This is a genomic window from Burkholderia sp. Bp9143 (genome assembly GCF_003853645.1).
GTDB lineage: Bacteria > Pseudomonadota > Gammaproteobacteria > Burkholderiales > Burkholderiaceae > Burkholderia.
This window is the reverse complement of record NZ_QTPO01000023.1, coordinates 66,053-80,524: the sequence shown is the minus strand read 5'-3', so window position 1 is coordinate 80,524 and position 14,472 is coordinate 66,053. Positions and strand designations below refer to the sequence as shown.

Below are 14,472 nucleotides of genomic sequence, written 5' to 3'. Positions count from 1 at the left end.
TCGCCACGACTTTGCATACGATGAACGCACCCGAACCGCAGCCGCGCGGCTCCTTGATGATCCAGGGCACGACGTCCGACGCGGGCAAGAGCACGCTCGTCGCGGGCCTGTGCCGCCTCGCGCGCCGCGCGGGCGCGCGCGTCGCGCCGTTCAAGCCGCAGAACATGGCGCTGAACAGCGCGGTGACGGCGGACGGCGGCGAGATCGGCCGCGCGCAGGCGCTGCAGGCGCTCGCCGCGGGTGTCGCGCCGCATACCGATTTCAATCCGGTGCTGCTGAAGCCGACGAGCGATCGCGGCGCACAGGTGATCATTCACGGCAAGGCGCGCGTGAATCTCAATGCGCGTGCGTACCACGACTACAAGCCGGTCGCGTTCGACGCGGTGCTCGAGTCGTACGCGCGGCTGCGTGCCGGCTACGACACGGTGCTCGTCGAGGGCGCGGGCAGCCCGGCCGAGATCAACCTGCGCGAAGGCGACATCGCGAACATGGGCTTCGCCGAACGCGTGGACTGTCCGGTCGTGCTGGTGGCCGACATCGACCGCGGCGGCGTGTTCGCGCATCTCGTCGGCACGCTCGCGTGCCTGTCGGACAGCGAGCGCGCGCGCGTGCGCGGCTTCGTCATCAACCGCTTTCGCGGCGACATCAGGCTGCTCGAACCGGGCCTCGACTGGCTGCGCGCGCAGACGGGCAAGCCGGTGTTCGGCGTGCTGCCGTACCTGCACGGGCTGATGCTCGACGCCGAGGACATGCTGCCGTCGCAGGCGCGCAGCGCCGCCGCGCGCGGCGATGCCGGCGTGCTGCGCGTGGTGGTGCCCGCGTTGCCGCGGATCAGCAACCATACCGATTTCGACCCGCTGCGTGCGCATCCGCAGGTCGAATTCACGTACTGGAAGAGCGGCCCGGTGCCGGACGCCGACTTGCTGATCCTGCCCGGCTCGAAGAGCGTGCAGCGCGATCTCGCGTGGCTGCGCGACGCGGGCTGGGACGCGGTGATCCGCCGGCACCTGCGCTACGGCGGCAAGGTGATCGGCATCTGCGGCGGGATGCAGATGCTCGGCCGCGCGCTGGACGATCCGCTTGGCCTCGAAGGCGCGCCCGGCAGCGTGCCGGGGCTCGGGCTGCTCGATTTCGACACGACGCTGCAACCGGACAAGACGCTGAAGAACGTCACCGGGCATCTCGCGCTGCCCGGCGCGGCCGCGGTGCAAGGCTACGAGATCCACATGGGCGACACGCGCGGGCCCGCCCTCGCGGCGCCCGCGCTGGAACTGGCGGCGGGCGACGCACCGGGCGGCGTGCGCACGGACGGCGCACTGTCGGCCGACGGGCAAATTCTCGCGACCTACGTGCACGGGTTGTTCGACGCGCCCGACGCGTGCGCGGCGCTGCTCGCGTGGGCGGGGCTCGACGGCGCGGAGCGCATCGACTATCCGGCGCTGCGCGAGGCATCGCTGGAGCGGTTGGCCGACTCGTTCGCCGAGCACCTCGACCTGCGCGCGCTGTACGCCGAGTTCCGCTGACGCACGGCGTGCCGGCCTGGCATTTTGCGGAGGATCGCGTACAACTCAGATGGGCGGAGGTCCGCCGGAAGGAGCGCGACGATGAAGGCTCGATGGTGGTTGAGTGTGCTGCTCGCGGCGCTGCTGGGCGCGTCGGCGGTTGCGCACGCGTGCGACGCGTATGCACCGGGCGGCGGCCCGGCCGGCTCGGGCGACGCCGCACAAGGCAAAAGCGGCGGCTGAGGTGCGCAGCGGGTACGGGTATCGGGGCATGATCGGTCATGCCCTTTTTTTCGACTCCATTCGTTCCTTGTGGGAATCAATTAAAGCCAGCCCGCGTATTTATTGGTCGAATCGATTCGAATAGAGTGCGATCCATCCTCATCCACTCACGAAGGAATTCGCCATGAACCCCAATCGCCTGAACGATCTCGGCGCGACGCTGCTGCGCGTCGCACTCGGCGTGCTGTACCTCGCGCACGTCGCGCAGAAGGTGTTCGTCTTCACGCTGCCCGGCACCGCGCAGTTCTTCGCGTCGATCGGCCTGCCGGGCTGGCTCGCGTATGTGACGACCTTCGTCGAGCTGGCCGGCGGCCTCGCGCTGCTCGCGGGCTTCCGCGTGCGGATCGCCGCGCTCGTGCTGCTGCCGTTCATGCTCGGCGCGGTGTCCGCGCATCTGCCGAACGGCTGGAGCTTCGGGTCGCCGCACGGCGGCTGGGAATACCCGGCGTTCTGGGCCGTCACGCTGGCCGTGCAGGCGCTGCTGGGCGGCGGCGCGTTCGCGTTCGGCGCACCGCGCGCCGCGACGCGAACCGCATAAACAGGGCGGGCATCGGCGCAACCCGTTCCGGTGACACCCCGTTTGCCGATATCATCGCTCCCTGTATCCGCAATCGAGCGGCGCCTGCCACGGCGGCAGGCGCCGCACGGCTTTTTCGGGGGAATTCATGACGGTCATCGTGGTGGCGAATCCGAAGGGCGGCGTGGGGAAGAGCACGCTGTCCACCAATCTTGCCGGCTATTTCGCGGCGCAGGGTGCATGGGTCGCGCTCGCCGATCTGGACCGGCAGCAGTCCGCGCATGCGTGGCTCGACCTGCGGCCGGCCGGCCTGCCGGCGATCGAGGCGTGGGATCTCGATCCGGACGCGCCGTCGAAGCCGCCGCGCGGCCTCGAATATGCGGTGATCGATACGCCGGCCGGCCTGCACGGCACCCGGCTGAACGTCGCGCTGCAGCTCGCCGACAAGGTGATCGTGCCGCTGCAGCCGTCGATGTTCGATATCCTCGCCACCCAGCAGTTTCTGGAGCGTCTCGCCGGCGAGAAGGCCGTGCGCAAGGGCAGCGTCGAGGTCGGGATCGTCGGGATGCGGGTCGACGCGCGCACGCGCTCGTCCGACCAGCTGCACCGATTCGTCGAAGGGCTCGGGCTGCCGGTGCTCGGCTACGTGCGCGACACGCAGAACTACGTGCAGATCGCCGCGCACGGCCTGACGCTGTGGGACGTCGCGAAGAGCCGCGTCGAGAAGGATCTCGAACAGTGGCGGCCAATCGTCGAGTGGGCCGAGCGCCGTGCGCCGAAAGTAGAGAAGATCGCCAAGGCGTCCTGACCCGCGTAGGCCGAACCGGGCAAGCCCGGCACGATCGAGCAACGCAGGGTGAATGGCAAAGGGCCTGATCCGGCATCGCTCCGGATCAGGCCCTTGGGTTTTATGCGGCTGCGCGACGCCTGCCTTCACGACGCGCGGGGCGCCGCGGCAACGATCCGGCGTGTCACGACACGCCGGCGGCCGCTTGGATCAGGTCCAGTTCTGCGTCGGCACGTGATCGCGGTGGCCCTTGATCTTGTTGCCTTCGTCGATGAACACGAGTTTCGGCTTCCAGCCGGCCTGCAGTTCGGCTTCGTCGACCATCGCGAACGCCGCGATGATCACGAGGTCGCCGAGTTGCGCGCGGCGCGCGGCCGAGCCGTTCAGCGAAATCATCCCGCTGCCGCGCTCGCCCTTGATCGCGTACGTCGAGAAACGCTCGCCGTTGTTGATGTTCCAGATGTCGATCCGTTCGTTTTCGATGAGGCCTGCCGCTTCGAGCAGGTCTTCGTCGATCGCGCACGAGCCTTCGTAGTGCAGCTCGCAGTGCGTGACGGCCGCGCGGTGGATCTTCGATTTGAGCATGTGGCGCTGCATGGTATCTCCGTGATGCGTGAGAGGCGAGGGCGGGCGGCCCGTCAGATTTCCAGGTTGTCGATCAGGCGCGTGGCACCGAGCTTCGCGGCGGCGAGCACGACGAGCGGCTCGCCGGCTTCGAGTTCGGCGGCGCTCGGCGCGATCAGGTTCGCGCGGCGGCGGATCGCAATGTAGTCGGGCGCCCAGCCGCGCTCGGCCAGGTGCGTGCGCGCGTGCTGCTCGAGCTTGCCGAGGTCGCGTTCGCCGCCGAGCACGCTGTCGCGCACGCGCTGCAGCGTCTTCGCGAGTTCGGGCGCTTCCTTGCGCTCGTCGGTCGTCAGGTAGCGGTTTCGCGACGACAGCGCGAGGCCGTCCTCGTCACGCACGGTCTCGGCCGCGATGATCTCGACCGGCAGCGCGAGCTGCTGGCACATGCGGCGCACGATCATCAGCTGCTGGTAATCCTTCTTGCCGAACACGGCGACGCGCGGCTGCACGCAGGACATCAGCTTCGTGACGACCGTGCACACGCCGGCGAAGAAGCCGGGGCGGAACTCGCCCTCGAGAATCCCGCCGAGGTCGTCGGGCGGCAGCACGCGGTACTCCTGCGGCTCCGGATACATGTCGCGCTCCGTCGGCGCGAACAGCACGTAGACGTTGTCCTTCTGCAGCTTCTCGATGTCGTCCTGCAGCGTGCGCGGATATTTGTCGAAATCCTCGTTCGGGCCGAACTGCAGCCGGTTGACGAAGATGCTCGCCACGACCGGGTCGCCGTGCTGGCGCGCGAGGCGCATCAGCGACAGGTGACCTTCGTGCAGGTTGCCCATCGTCGGCACGAACGCCGTGCGGTTCTGTCCGCGCAACTGGTCGCGCAGTTCCTGGATCGAGCTGATGACTTTCATGATCGGGTAGCGGGTTCCTCGCGCATGCGCGCGTTGGCGCCGCAGCAGCGGCGTCGGGGTCGAAGCGGAGAACGCCGGCGCGCGGGCGGCGCATCGGGCGTCGGCGGATTGTAGAGGATTTGGCCGCCGGATGCATCGAAAAAAGAACGATCGTTCACTTTTTAATCGGGCGTGCCGCTGGCAGCCCGCGCGGGCGGGCCCGGCGGCGGGATGCGGTGTGTTTCGGGTGAGGAGGTGACGCGGGCGCGGCGGGGCGCCTTACGCGGGCAGGTATGCGAGGCGCACGTAGATCGGTGCGAACGGCTCGGCCTGGGTGATCTCGACGAGCGATTCGCGCGCGAGTTCGAGCATCGCGATGAAGTTCACGACGACGACCGGCACGCCGCGCGACGTGTCGAACAGGTCGGCGAACTCCATGAAGCGCGCGTTCTGCAGCCGGCGCAGGATCAGGCTCATGTGTTCGCGCACCGACAGCTCCTCGCGGGAGATCTTGTGGTGCTGGACGAGCTTCGCGCGCTTGAGCACGTCGGCCCACGCAGCGCGCAGGTCGTCCGAATCGACGTCCGGGAAACGCGGCGTGATGCTCTGCTCGATATAGACCTCGGCACGCAGGAAGTCGCGGCCGAGCTGCGGCAACTGGTCGAGGCGCTGCGCGGCCAGCTTCATCTGCTCGTATTCGAGCAGGCGGCGCACGAGTTCCGCGCGCGGATCCTCGGCTTCCTCGCCGGTGTCGGCCTTCTTGACCGGCAGCAGCATCCGCGACTTGATCTCGATCAGCATCGCGGCCATCAGCAGGTATTCGGCCGCCAGCTCGAGGTTCGACGTGCGGATCTGGTCGACGTATCCCAGATATTGCGCGGTGACCTGCGCCATCGGGATGTCGAGCACGTTGAAGTTCTGCTTGCGGATCAGGTACAGCAGCAGGTCGAGCGGCCCTTCGAACGTCTCGAGGAACACCTCGAGCGCATCGGGCGGGATGTAGAGGTCCTGCGGCAGCTTGAAGAGCGGCTCGCCGTACAGGCGTGCGAACGCCGCGACACCGTCGACCGTGTCGGGCGTCGAATCGGCGCCCGCGGGCGCGGCGATCGCGTCGTCCTGCCGGGCGGCGCTGGCCTCGTCGGCGGCGCTCACGTCGTCAGAAGTTCTGGTAGTAGACGTAGGACGTTTGCTTCACGCGCGATTCCTGCTGCTCGGCGCGCTCGTCGAGGTCGATCGGCTGCTTGTCCCACAGCAGGGAGCGGCCCTTACGCTGCTCTTCTTCGAGCGTCGGCTTCTGTTGCTTGAGCTGGTTCAGGAATTGCGTGACGTCGGACTGGTACGGCATGGCTTGGCTTTCCGTTTCGGGCGGCGCACGATGCGCCGGATTCGCGATGGCGGGATTTTACCGCATCGCGGGGAACAGCCGGCGGCAATCGCGCGTCGAATCCGCAGGCCGGCGCCTGCGGCGCGACCGGCCGGGCCCGTGCGTGCGTCGTTGCGCGCAAGCGTCAAAGCGGTGCCCGTGCGGGCAGGCCCGCCGCCCTGTGGTCAAATACAGGGTTTTCCACACAACCACGACAACCGAGGGCGAGGTCATATTTGGCGGGTCAGGCGAACCAGCAGGCACATACGGCGCATGAGGCGAGCCCGCGCGCGGCCCGTCAACCTGGTCGTCGCGCACGGCGCGGTGCCGGTGCCGCGGTCCGGGCAGCGCTCGTGGGCTGTCTCGCCGCGTTCATCGTGTTGCCGGCCTACGCGAAGTACGACGTCGACATCGACGCACCGCGTTCGATCCGCAAGCTCCTCAAGGCCCATCTCGACATCGCGCGCTTCGCGAAGCGCGACGACATCAGCGACGACCAGTTCGACTTCCTCGTGACCGCCACGCCGCAGCAGGTGCGCGACCTGACCGCGACGGCCGGCTACTTCTCGCCGGTCGTGCGCACCGACGTGCGCACGCGCGACGGCAAGCGCGACGTGCGCGTCGCCGTCGATCCGGGGCCGCAGACCGTCGTGTCGACGGTCGACCTGACGTTCAAGGGCCCGGTCGGCACCGAGGATCCGAAGCAGGAGGCCGCGACCCGCTTCGCGTTCTCGCTGAAGCCGGGCGACCCGTTCACGCAGTCCGACTGGGACGGCGCGAAGGGGGCCGCGCTCAAGCAACTGCAGTCGCGCCGCTACCTGGGTGCGAAGATCACGTCGTCGGAGGCGCGCATCGATCCGCGCACGCAGCGCGCGACGCTGGCCGTCACGTTCGACAGCGGCCCGACGTTTACGATAGGCAAGGTCGACGTCGACGGCGTGCGCCGCTATCCGGAGAGGATCGTCACGAACGTCAATCCGCTGTCGGAAGGCGAGATCTACGACGTGCGGCGGATCACCGAGCTGCAGCGGCAGCTGCAGAACACGCCGTACTACGCGAGCGTCGCGATCGACGTCGGCGACGATACGGCGAAGCCCGAGCGCACGCCCGTGCACGTGAAGGTCAGCGAGTTCCCGTACAACAGCATTCGCGGCGGCATCGGCTACGCGACCGATACGGGCCCGCACGTGCAGGGCTCCTACACGTACCTCGACACGTTCGGCGCCGCGTGGCCGCTCACCGTGTCGGGCCGGGTCGACCAGATCCAGCAGTACGGCCAAGTCCAGCTGTCGATGCCGCCCGGCGCGAAAGGGTGGACCAACAGCGTGCTCGCGTCGTACACGAACACCAACGTGTCGGACACGCGCATCTACAGCGCGCGGGTCGGCGTGCAGCGCACGCGCACCGGTCAGTTCATCGACTACGCGTACTCGCTGATGTTCTACCAGGACCGGCTCGACCAGAACGGCGCGGGCCCGACCACGAGCCGCGCGCTGGTGCCGCAGTGGGCATGGACGCGCCGCAACGTCGACGATCCGCTGTTCCCGCGCTCGGGCAACCTGATCCACGCGGAGGCCGGTTTCGCGATCAAGGGCGTGCTGACCGACCAGACCTTCATCCGCGGTTACGCGCGTGGCCAGCAGTACGTGCCGATCGGCCGGCGCGACCTGTTCGTGTTTCGCGCGGAGCTCGGCGGCGTGTTCACGAGCGGCAGCTCGACCGGCGTGCCGGCGTCGCTGCTGTTCCGCGCGGGCGGCTCGAACTCGGTGCGCGGCTACGGTTACCAGAGCATCGGCAACAGCGTCGACGGCTCCGTGCTGCCGACCAAGTACCTGATGACGGGTACGGCCGAATACCAGCACTGGTTCAACCGCGACTGGGGCGCCGCGACCTTCTTCGACATTGGCACCGCGACCGATGCGTGGGGCGAGCGCGTGTTCTACCCGGGCGTCGGCATCGGCGCGCGCTGGCGCAGCCCCGTCGGCCCGATCAACGTCGACGTCGCGTACGGACTGCGCAACCACAGCGTGCGCCCGTACCTGACGCTCGGCATCGCTTTCTGACCTTATTGCCCGAGCCACGACGAACCGCATGACGAAGGACCCGAACGACACGCCGCCGCCTCACGATCCGGACTCGCCCGACGGCGCGCCCGACGAGCCATCGCGTGCGCCGCGCCGTGGGTCCGTCGCGCGCATCGGGCGTTTCGTCGCGTGGACGCTCGCGACGGTCGCGCTGCTCGTCGTGCTGGCGGCCGGGCTCGTGCTGGCCGCGGTGACGACCGAGCACGGCACGCGGCTCGCGTGGCAAACGGCCGTGCGCGTGCTGGGCGGCCGGCTGACGGGCACGCTGGACGGCGGCGCGCTCGCGACGGGCGTGCGGCTGCGCGGCTTCGCGTGGACGAGCCCCGGCGGCACCGGCACCGAAGTGCGGATCGACCGGCTCGACGGCCGCTGGGCGCTGACCCGCGCGCCGTGGCGGCTGTCGGTCGCTTACCTGCGTGCGGGCACGATCGACGTGCGGGTCGCGCCGGGGCCGTCGACGCCGGCCACGACGCCGCAGGACCTGAGCCTGCCGCTGCAGTTGCGGATCGACGACCTGCGCGTCGATCACCTGGCGATCCACGAAGGCGGCTCGACGACGCAGCTCGACCATCTCGCGCTGAACGGCCGCAGCGACGGCCGTCACCATGAACTCGCGCTCGACGGCGTCGACACGCCGTACGGCGCGCTGACCGCGCGCGCGAAGCTCGACGGCGTGAAGCCGTTCGCGCTGACGGGCAACGCGACCTACGTCGGCAAGCTCGCCGACGAACCGGTCAACGCGAGCGCGAACGTATCGGGTTCGCTCGAGGCGCTCGTCGCCGACGTCGCCGCGAGCGGAATGAAGCTGAATGGCCGCGCGCACGTCGAGGCCGCGCCGTTCGGCGCGGTACCGCTCACGCGCGCGTCGCTCGCGTTCGATCACGTGAACCCGCAGGCGTTTTCGCCGGGCGCGCCGGCCGCCGACCTCGCGGTGCGCGCGGAGCTGGCGCCCGTGACCGCGCCGGCCGGCGCCGCACCGAAGGGATTCGCGGTGACCGGCCCGGTGTCGATCGTCAACGCGAAACCCGGCACGCTCGGCGAGCACCTGCTGCCGGTCGTCGACGCGCGTGCGACCGTCAATCTCGACGCGCACGCGCAGCGGATCGACGGCCTCGCGCTGAAACTGATCCGGGACGGCAGCGTGACCGGCAACGGCACGCTGACCGGTGGCAAGGGCCGCTTCGACCTGAAGGTCGCGAATCTCGACCTCAATGCATTCGTCGCCGAGTTGCGGCCGATGCGCCTCGGCGGCCCGCTCGGCGTGACGCTCGCCGGCGACGTGACGACCGTCGACTTCAACCTGAACGATCCGAAGCTCGCGCTCGGCGCGCGTGCGAAGGTCGCGCTGACGCCCCAGCAGACGGTGCTGACCGACGCACGCGTGACGGCGGGCAAGGGCCGCATCGACCTGACCGGCGTGTTCCGTCACGACGCGCACTCGAGCTACGACGCGAAGGCGACGCTGACCGCGTTCGATCCGCTGCTGCTCGCCGCGATGAAGGCGCCGAGCGCGGGCGGCGGCAAGCCGGCCGCAACAACGGCGAAGGCAGCGGCCAAGGCAGCGGCCAAAGCGCCGGCCAGGCGCGGCGAGACGCGCGTGTCGGGCACGCTGACGGCATCCGGCGCGTTCGCGCCGCAGGTGTCGACGAAGGCGACCTTCAAGCTTGGCGACAGCCTGTACGACGGCGTGCCGCTGACCGGCGCCGGCGTCGTGCAACTCGCCGGCACGCGGATCCTGCCGAGCAACGCGACCCTGTCGATCGCGGGCAACCACGTCGACCTGCGCGGCAGTTTCGGCGCGCCGGGCGACCGGCTGCGCTTCGTCATCGACGCGCCGGAACTCGACCGGCTCGGCTTCGGCGTGCAGGGGCTCGTGCAGGCGCAGGGCGAGCTGACCGGCAGCTTCGCGCATCCGAACGTGACGGCCACCTACAAGGCCCAGCACGTCGTGGTCGGCTCGAACCGGATCGGTGCCGCGCAGGGCCGCGCCGACATCCGCGACGGCGCGCACGGCGCGCTCGTGTTCACGGCCGACGCGACCGACATCGCACTCGGCTCGCTGCAACTGAAATCGCTGCGCGCGAACCTCGACGGCACGCGCGCGAAGCACACGCTCGACGCATCGGCGATCGGGACGGCCGGCGGCCGCGTGATCGATCTCACGCTCGCGGCGAACGGCGGCGTGGTCGAGAATCGCGACGGGATGCGCTGGGACGGCACCGTCACGCGCCTCGCGAACCGCGGCACGCCGGCGGTGGCGCTGCAGGCGCCGCTCACCGTGTCGGCCGGCGCCGGCCGCGTGACGCTCGGCGCGACGCGGCTCACGCTCGAAGGCGCGGCGATCGACCTGAAATCGTTCGTGTTCGATCACGGCCAGATGCGCTCGGCAGGCTCCGTGCGCAACGCATCGGTCGCGCGCTTCCTCGAGATCCGCCAGGAACTGACCGGCCAGCGGCCGCCGGTGCGCACCGACGTCGTGCTCGATGCCGACTGGGATTTCTCGCTCGGCGCGAACGCGACGGGCTACGTGCAGGTGAAGCGGCGCGGCGGCGACGTGACGATCGAGTCCGGGCGCGGCATCGCCTCGCTCGGGCTGACCGACCTGTCCGCGCGCGCGAGCTTTGCACCCGGCAACCGGCTCAACGTGGTGGCGCTCGCGAAGGCGAACCGGGTCGGCACGCTCGACGCGAACGTCACCGTGCCGTTCGCGCTGCGCGACGGCGTGTTCGGCGTCGTCGACGACGGCCCGCTGTCGGGCCGCATCGACGCCGACATCCCGTCGCTGAAGGCGACCGGCAACCTGTTCGGGCCGAGCTACCTGCTCGGCGGGCGCGCCGCGCTGCACCTGACGATCGCGGGCACGCCGGTGAAGCCGAACGTGTCGGGGATGCTGACGGGCGACGATCTGTCCGCGACGCTCGTCGACCAGGGCGTGCAGCTGAAGGACGGCATCGTGCGCGTGAAGCTCGCGGAGAACCTCGTCGAATTCCAGCAGGTCGAGTTCCACGGCGGCGACGGCACGCTGCGCGCGATCGGCCGCGTGCGTCTCGACGGCGAGGCGCCGGACCTGACCGCGAGCATCGTCGCGGACAAGCTCGAGCTGTTCGCGGCGCCGGACCGCAAGCTGTCGCTGTCGGGCAAGGCGACCGTCGCGAACGACGGGCCGCGCGGCGCGCTGTCGATCGACGGCAAGTTCGTCGTCGACCGCGCGCTGTTCGACCTGCCGGAGGACGCGGCGCCGCACTTGTCCGACGATGTCGTGATCGTGCGCCCGGACAGCACGGTGCGCGGCGACGTGCAGACGGGTACCGCGGCCGCGAAGCCGCAGAAGGTCGAGGACAAGCCGGCGCCGTCGCTCGCGCCGCGCGCGAACATCGACATCGGCCTTGGCAACAACTTCCGCTTCAAGGGCCACGGCGCGGACCTCGGGCTGCGCGGCACGATCACGGTGATGAGCGCGCCGGGCGTGCCGCTGCGCGCGGTCGGCAACGTGCGCGTGACGGAAGGGTCGACGTACACGTCGTTCGGCCGCAAGCTCGCGGTGGAGAACGGTTTCTTCACGTTCAACGGCCCGGTGTCGAACCCGGGCATCAACATCCTCGCGATGCGGCGCAACCAGGAAGTCGAGGCGGGTGTGCAGGTCATCGGCACGATCCAGTCGCCGACGGTCAAGCTCGTGTCCGAGCCGAACGTCACCGACAACGAGAAGCTGTCGTGGCTGCTGTTCGGGCACGGCACCGACCAGGGCAACAACGTCGGCCAGCAGAACGCGATGACTGCCGCGCTCGCGCTGCTCGGCAGCGCGACCGGCAAGCGCGTCGCGCAGAGCATCGGCCTCGACGAATTCTCGATCGGCCGCAGCGACGTCGGCCTGACCGATCCGCAGGTCGTGCAGATCTCGAAGGCGATCAACGAGCGCTTCGTGCTCGGCTACGAGCAAGGACTGCAATCGGCGAGCAACGCGTTCAAGGCGACGATCAACCTGACGCGCTTCTGGGCGGTGTCCGCGTATGGCGGCACGTTCCAGGGCGTCGACCTGAACTACACGCGGCGCTTCGATCGCTGGTTCGGGCAACGGTGATGGCGGCGCGCAACCCGCGCGTATCGAACGCGTTGCCCCGGCCTGCATGGCCGGTCGCCTGGCCCGTGGCGCAACCGCAAAAAAAGCCCCGCACGCATCGTGCGGGGCTTTCGTGCTCAAGCGGCGGCGTGTGCTGCTTACTTCACGCGCATGCCGGGCTTCGCGCCGCTGTGCGGCTCGAGGATGTAGAGGCCCGGCTCGGCCTTCTCGTCGGCAGCCGACGCAGCGAGCACCATCCCTTCGGATAGCCCGAACTTCATCTTGCGCGGCGCGAGGTTCGCGACCATCACCGTCAGCTTGCCGACGAGCTGCTCGGGCTGGTACGCGGACTTGATGCCCGAGAACACGTTGCGGGTCTTTTCCTCGCCGATGTCGAGCGTGAGCTGCAGCAGCTTGTCCGAGCCTTCGACGGCCTGGCACGCGACGATCTTCGCGATGCGCAGGTCGACCTTCGCGAAATCGTCGATCGAGATCGGACCGTCGTCGGCACCGTTCGCGGCGGCGGCCTTCGCGTTCGTCTTGGCATTCTTCCCTTCCTTCGCGGCGTTGGCGGCGGTCGCCCCCGCGGCAGCGGCGCCGGCGGCCTCGGCCTGCAGCGAATCGCGGTTCGCGGCGAGCAGCGCGTCGATCTGCTTCGGATCGACCCGCGTCATCAGGTGCTGGTACGCCTTGATCGGCTGCGCGGACGACAGCGGCTTCGCGGCGTCGGCCCACGTGAGCGGCGCGATCCCGAAGAAGGCCTCGACGGCTTCGGCCACGCGCGGCATCACCGGCTTCAGCGCGAGCGACAGCAGGCGGAATGCCTCGAGGCTCACGCTGCAGGTTTCGTGCAGCGCGACCGCATTGGCCGGATCCTTCGCGAGTTCCCACGGCTTCGCGCCGTCGACGTACGCGTTCACTTCGTCCGCGAGTTCCATCGTCTGGCGCAGCGCGCGGCTGTATTCGCGCGCTTCGTAGTGCGCGGCGATCGCGGGAATCGCATCGCGCAGCGTCGCGACGAGCGGATGGTTCATCGCGCTGTCCTGCACGCGGCCGTCGAAACGCTTGATCAGGAAGCCGGCCGCGCGGCTTGCGATGTTCACGTACTTGCCGACGAGGTCGCTGTTCACGCGCGCCTGGAAGTCGTCGAGGTTCAGGTCGATGTCTTCCATCGTCGCGTTCAGCTTCGCGGCGAAGTAGTAGCGCAGCCATTCGGGGTTCAGGCCCGTGTCGATGTAGCTCTGCGCGGTGATGAACGTGCCGCGCGACTTCGACATCTTCGCGCCGTCGACCGTCAGGAAGCCGTGCGCGAACACGTTGGTCGGCGTGCGATGGCCCGAGAACTCGAGCATCGCCGGCCAGAACAGCGTATGGAAATACAGGATGTCCTTGCCGATGAAGTGGTACTGCTCGGCGGTCGAGCCCGCACGGATCCACGCGTCGAAGGCGATGCCCTGGCGGTCGCACAGGTTCTTGAAGCTCGCGTAGTAGCCGACCGGCGCGTCGAGCCACACGTAGAAGTACTTGCCGGGCGCGCCCGGGATCTCGAAGCCGAAGTACGGCGCGTCGCGCGAGATGTCCCAGTCGGCGAGCCTGGCTTCACCGGCGTCGCCGAGCCATTCGCGCATCTTGTTGGTGGCTTCGGGCTGCGCGAGGCCGCTGACCCATTCGCGCAGGAACGACTCGCAGCGCGGGTCCGACAGGCGGAAGAAGTAGTGCGTCGACGTCTTGCGCACCGGCGTCGCACCGGACACGACCGAGTACGGGTTCAGCAGCTCGGTCGGCAGGTAGGTCGAACCACACACTTCGCAGTTGTCGCCGTACTGGTCCTTCGCGTGGCACTTCGGGCATTCGCCCTTGATGAAGCGGTCCGGCAGGAACATTTCCTTGACGGGGTCGTACGCCTGCTCGATCTCGCGCTCGGCGATCAGGTCGTTTTCCTTCAGCGCGAGGTAGATCTTCTCGCTCAGCACGCGGTTCTCGTCCGAGTCGGTCGAGTAGAAGTTGTCGAACGACACGCCGAAGCTGTCGAAGTCGCGCTTGTGCTCGGTCCACACGCGGTCGATCAGCTGCTTCGGCGTGAGGCCTTCCTTCTCCGCGCGCAGCATGACCGGCGTGCCGTGCGTGTCGTCGGCGCCGATGTAGTAGACCTCGTGACCGTGCATTCGCAGCGTCCGCACCCAGATGTCGGTCTGGATGTACTCGACCAGGTGGCCGATGTGGATCTGGCCGTTGGCATAGGGCAGTGCGGACGTAACGAGGATCTGGCGGCTGCCTTGCGGCGCCGCGGCCTGCACGGAAGTGAGGTCGGATGCGGACATAGGGTCTGTAGAAGAACGGCGGAAACGACGGAAACTGCGATTCTAGCAGGGGCGCGGGCAGGTCAGTCGGGGCGGGCGCCATGGATCGGGCGCCGGGAG

At 69.1% G+C, this 14,472-nt stretch carries 11 protein-coding genes; 6 read left to right on the top strand and 5 right to left on the bottom strand.

Features of this window, described 5'->3' with window-relative positions:
- The first annotated feature begins 20 nt into the window (after nt 1-20).
- The 4 genes from DIE23_RS18810 (at nt 21) to DIE23_RS18800 (ending at nt 3,109) form a co-directional block, all read left to right on the top strand.
- Nucleotides 21-1,523 carry a cobyric acid synthase gene (locus tag DIE23_RS18810; RefSeq protein ID WP_124613510.1) on the top strand — a complete coding sequence of 501 codons (1,503 nt, stop codon included), beginning with the start codon at nt 21-23 and terminating at the stop codon, nt 1,521-1,523.
- Between the two features lie 81 nt (nt 1,524-1,604).
- Nucleotides 1,605-1,745, top strand: coding sequence for a hypothetical protein (locus DIE23_RS39590; RefSeq protein ID WP_185646490.1), 141 nt, complete (start codon nt 1,605-1,607; stop codon nt 1,743-1,745).
- 163 nt (nt 1,746-1,908) lie between these two features.
- Nucleotides 1,909-2,322, top strand: coding sequence for a DoxX family protein (locus DIE23_RS18805; RefSeq protein WP_124613509.1), 414 nt, complete (start codon nt 1,909-1,911; stop codon nt 2,320-2,322).
- A 127-nt stretch (nt 2,323-2,449) separates the two neighbouring features.
- Nucleotides 2,450-3,109, top strand: a complete 660-nt coding sequence (locus DIE23_RS18800; RefSeq protein WP_124613508.1) for a ParA family protein — start codon at nt 2,450-2,452, stop codon at nt 3,107-3,109.
- A gap of 189 nt (nt 3,110-3,298) precedes the next feature.
- Here the strand turns inward: DIE23_RS18800 and panD are convergent, their stop codons facing one another.
- The 4 genes from panD to DIE23_RS18780 form a co-directional block, all read right to left on the bottom strand.
- Complete coding sequence (gene panD, locus DIE23_RS18795) at nt 3,299-3,685, bottom strand: aspartate 1-decarboxylase (RefSeq protein WP_006484038.1); 387 nt, start codon at nt 3,683-3,685, stop codon at nt 3,299-3,301.
- A 41-nt stretch (nt 3,686-3,726) separates the two neighbouring features.
- A complete protein-coding gene (gene panC, locus DIE23_RS18790) occupies nt 3,727-4,566 on the bottom strand; it encodes a pantoate--beta-alanine ligase (RefSeq protein ID WP_124613507.1) in 840 nt (279 codons plus the stop codon).
- 258 nt (nt 4,567-4,824) lie between these two features.
- Entirely contained in the window at nt 4,825-5,697 is an 873-nt protein-coding gene (locus DIE23_RS18785; protein ID WP_059527573.1) for a ScpA family protein, read from the bottom strand.
- A 4-nt stretch (nt 5,698-5,701) separates the two neighbouring features.
- Nucleotides 5,702-5,890, bottom strand: a complete 189-nt coding sequence (locus DIE23_RS18780) for a DUF3460 family protein (protein ID WP_044849219.1) — start codon at nt 5,888-5,890, stop codon at nt 5,702-5,704.
- Nucleotides 5,891-6,144: 254 nt separating this feature from the next.
- Between DIE23_RS18780 and DIE23_RS18775 the strand changes: the two genes are divergently transcribed.
- Complete coding sequence (locus DIE23_RS18775; protein ID WP_124613506.1) at nt 6,145-7,971, top strand: autotransporter assembly complex family protein; 1,827 nt, start codon at nt 6,145-6,147, stop codon at nt 7,969-7,971.
- A 28-nt stretch (nt 7,972-7,999) separates the two neighbouring features.
- A complete protein-coding gene (locus DIE23_RS18770; RefSeq protein WP_124613505.1) occupies nt 8,000-12,073 on the top strand; it encodes a translocation/assembly module TamB domain-containing protein in 4,074 nt (1,357 codons plus the stop codon).
- Between the two features lie 137 nt (nt 12,074-12,210).
- On the opposite strand, the gene metG is transcribed toward DIE23_RS18770, so the two are convergent.
- On the bottom strand, nt 12,211-14,373 hold the full coding sequence (metG, locus tag DIE23_RS18765; protein ID WP_124613504.1) for a methionine--tRNA ligase: 2,163 nt from the start codon (nt 14,371-14,373) through the stop codon (nt 12,211-12,213).
- Between the last annotated feature and the right edge of the window lie 99 nt (nt 14,374-14,472).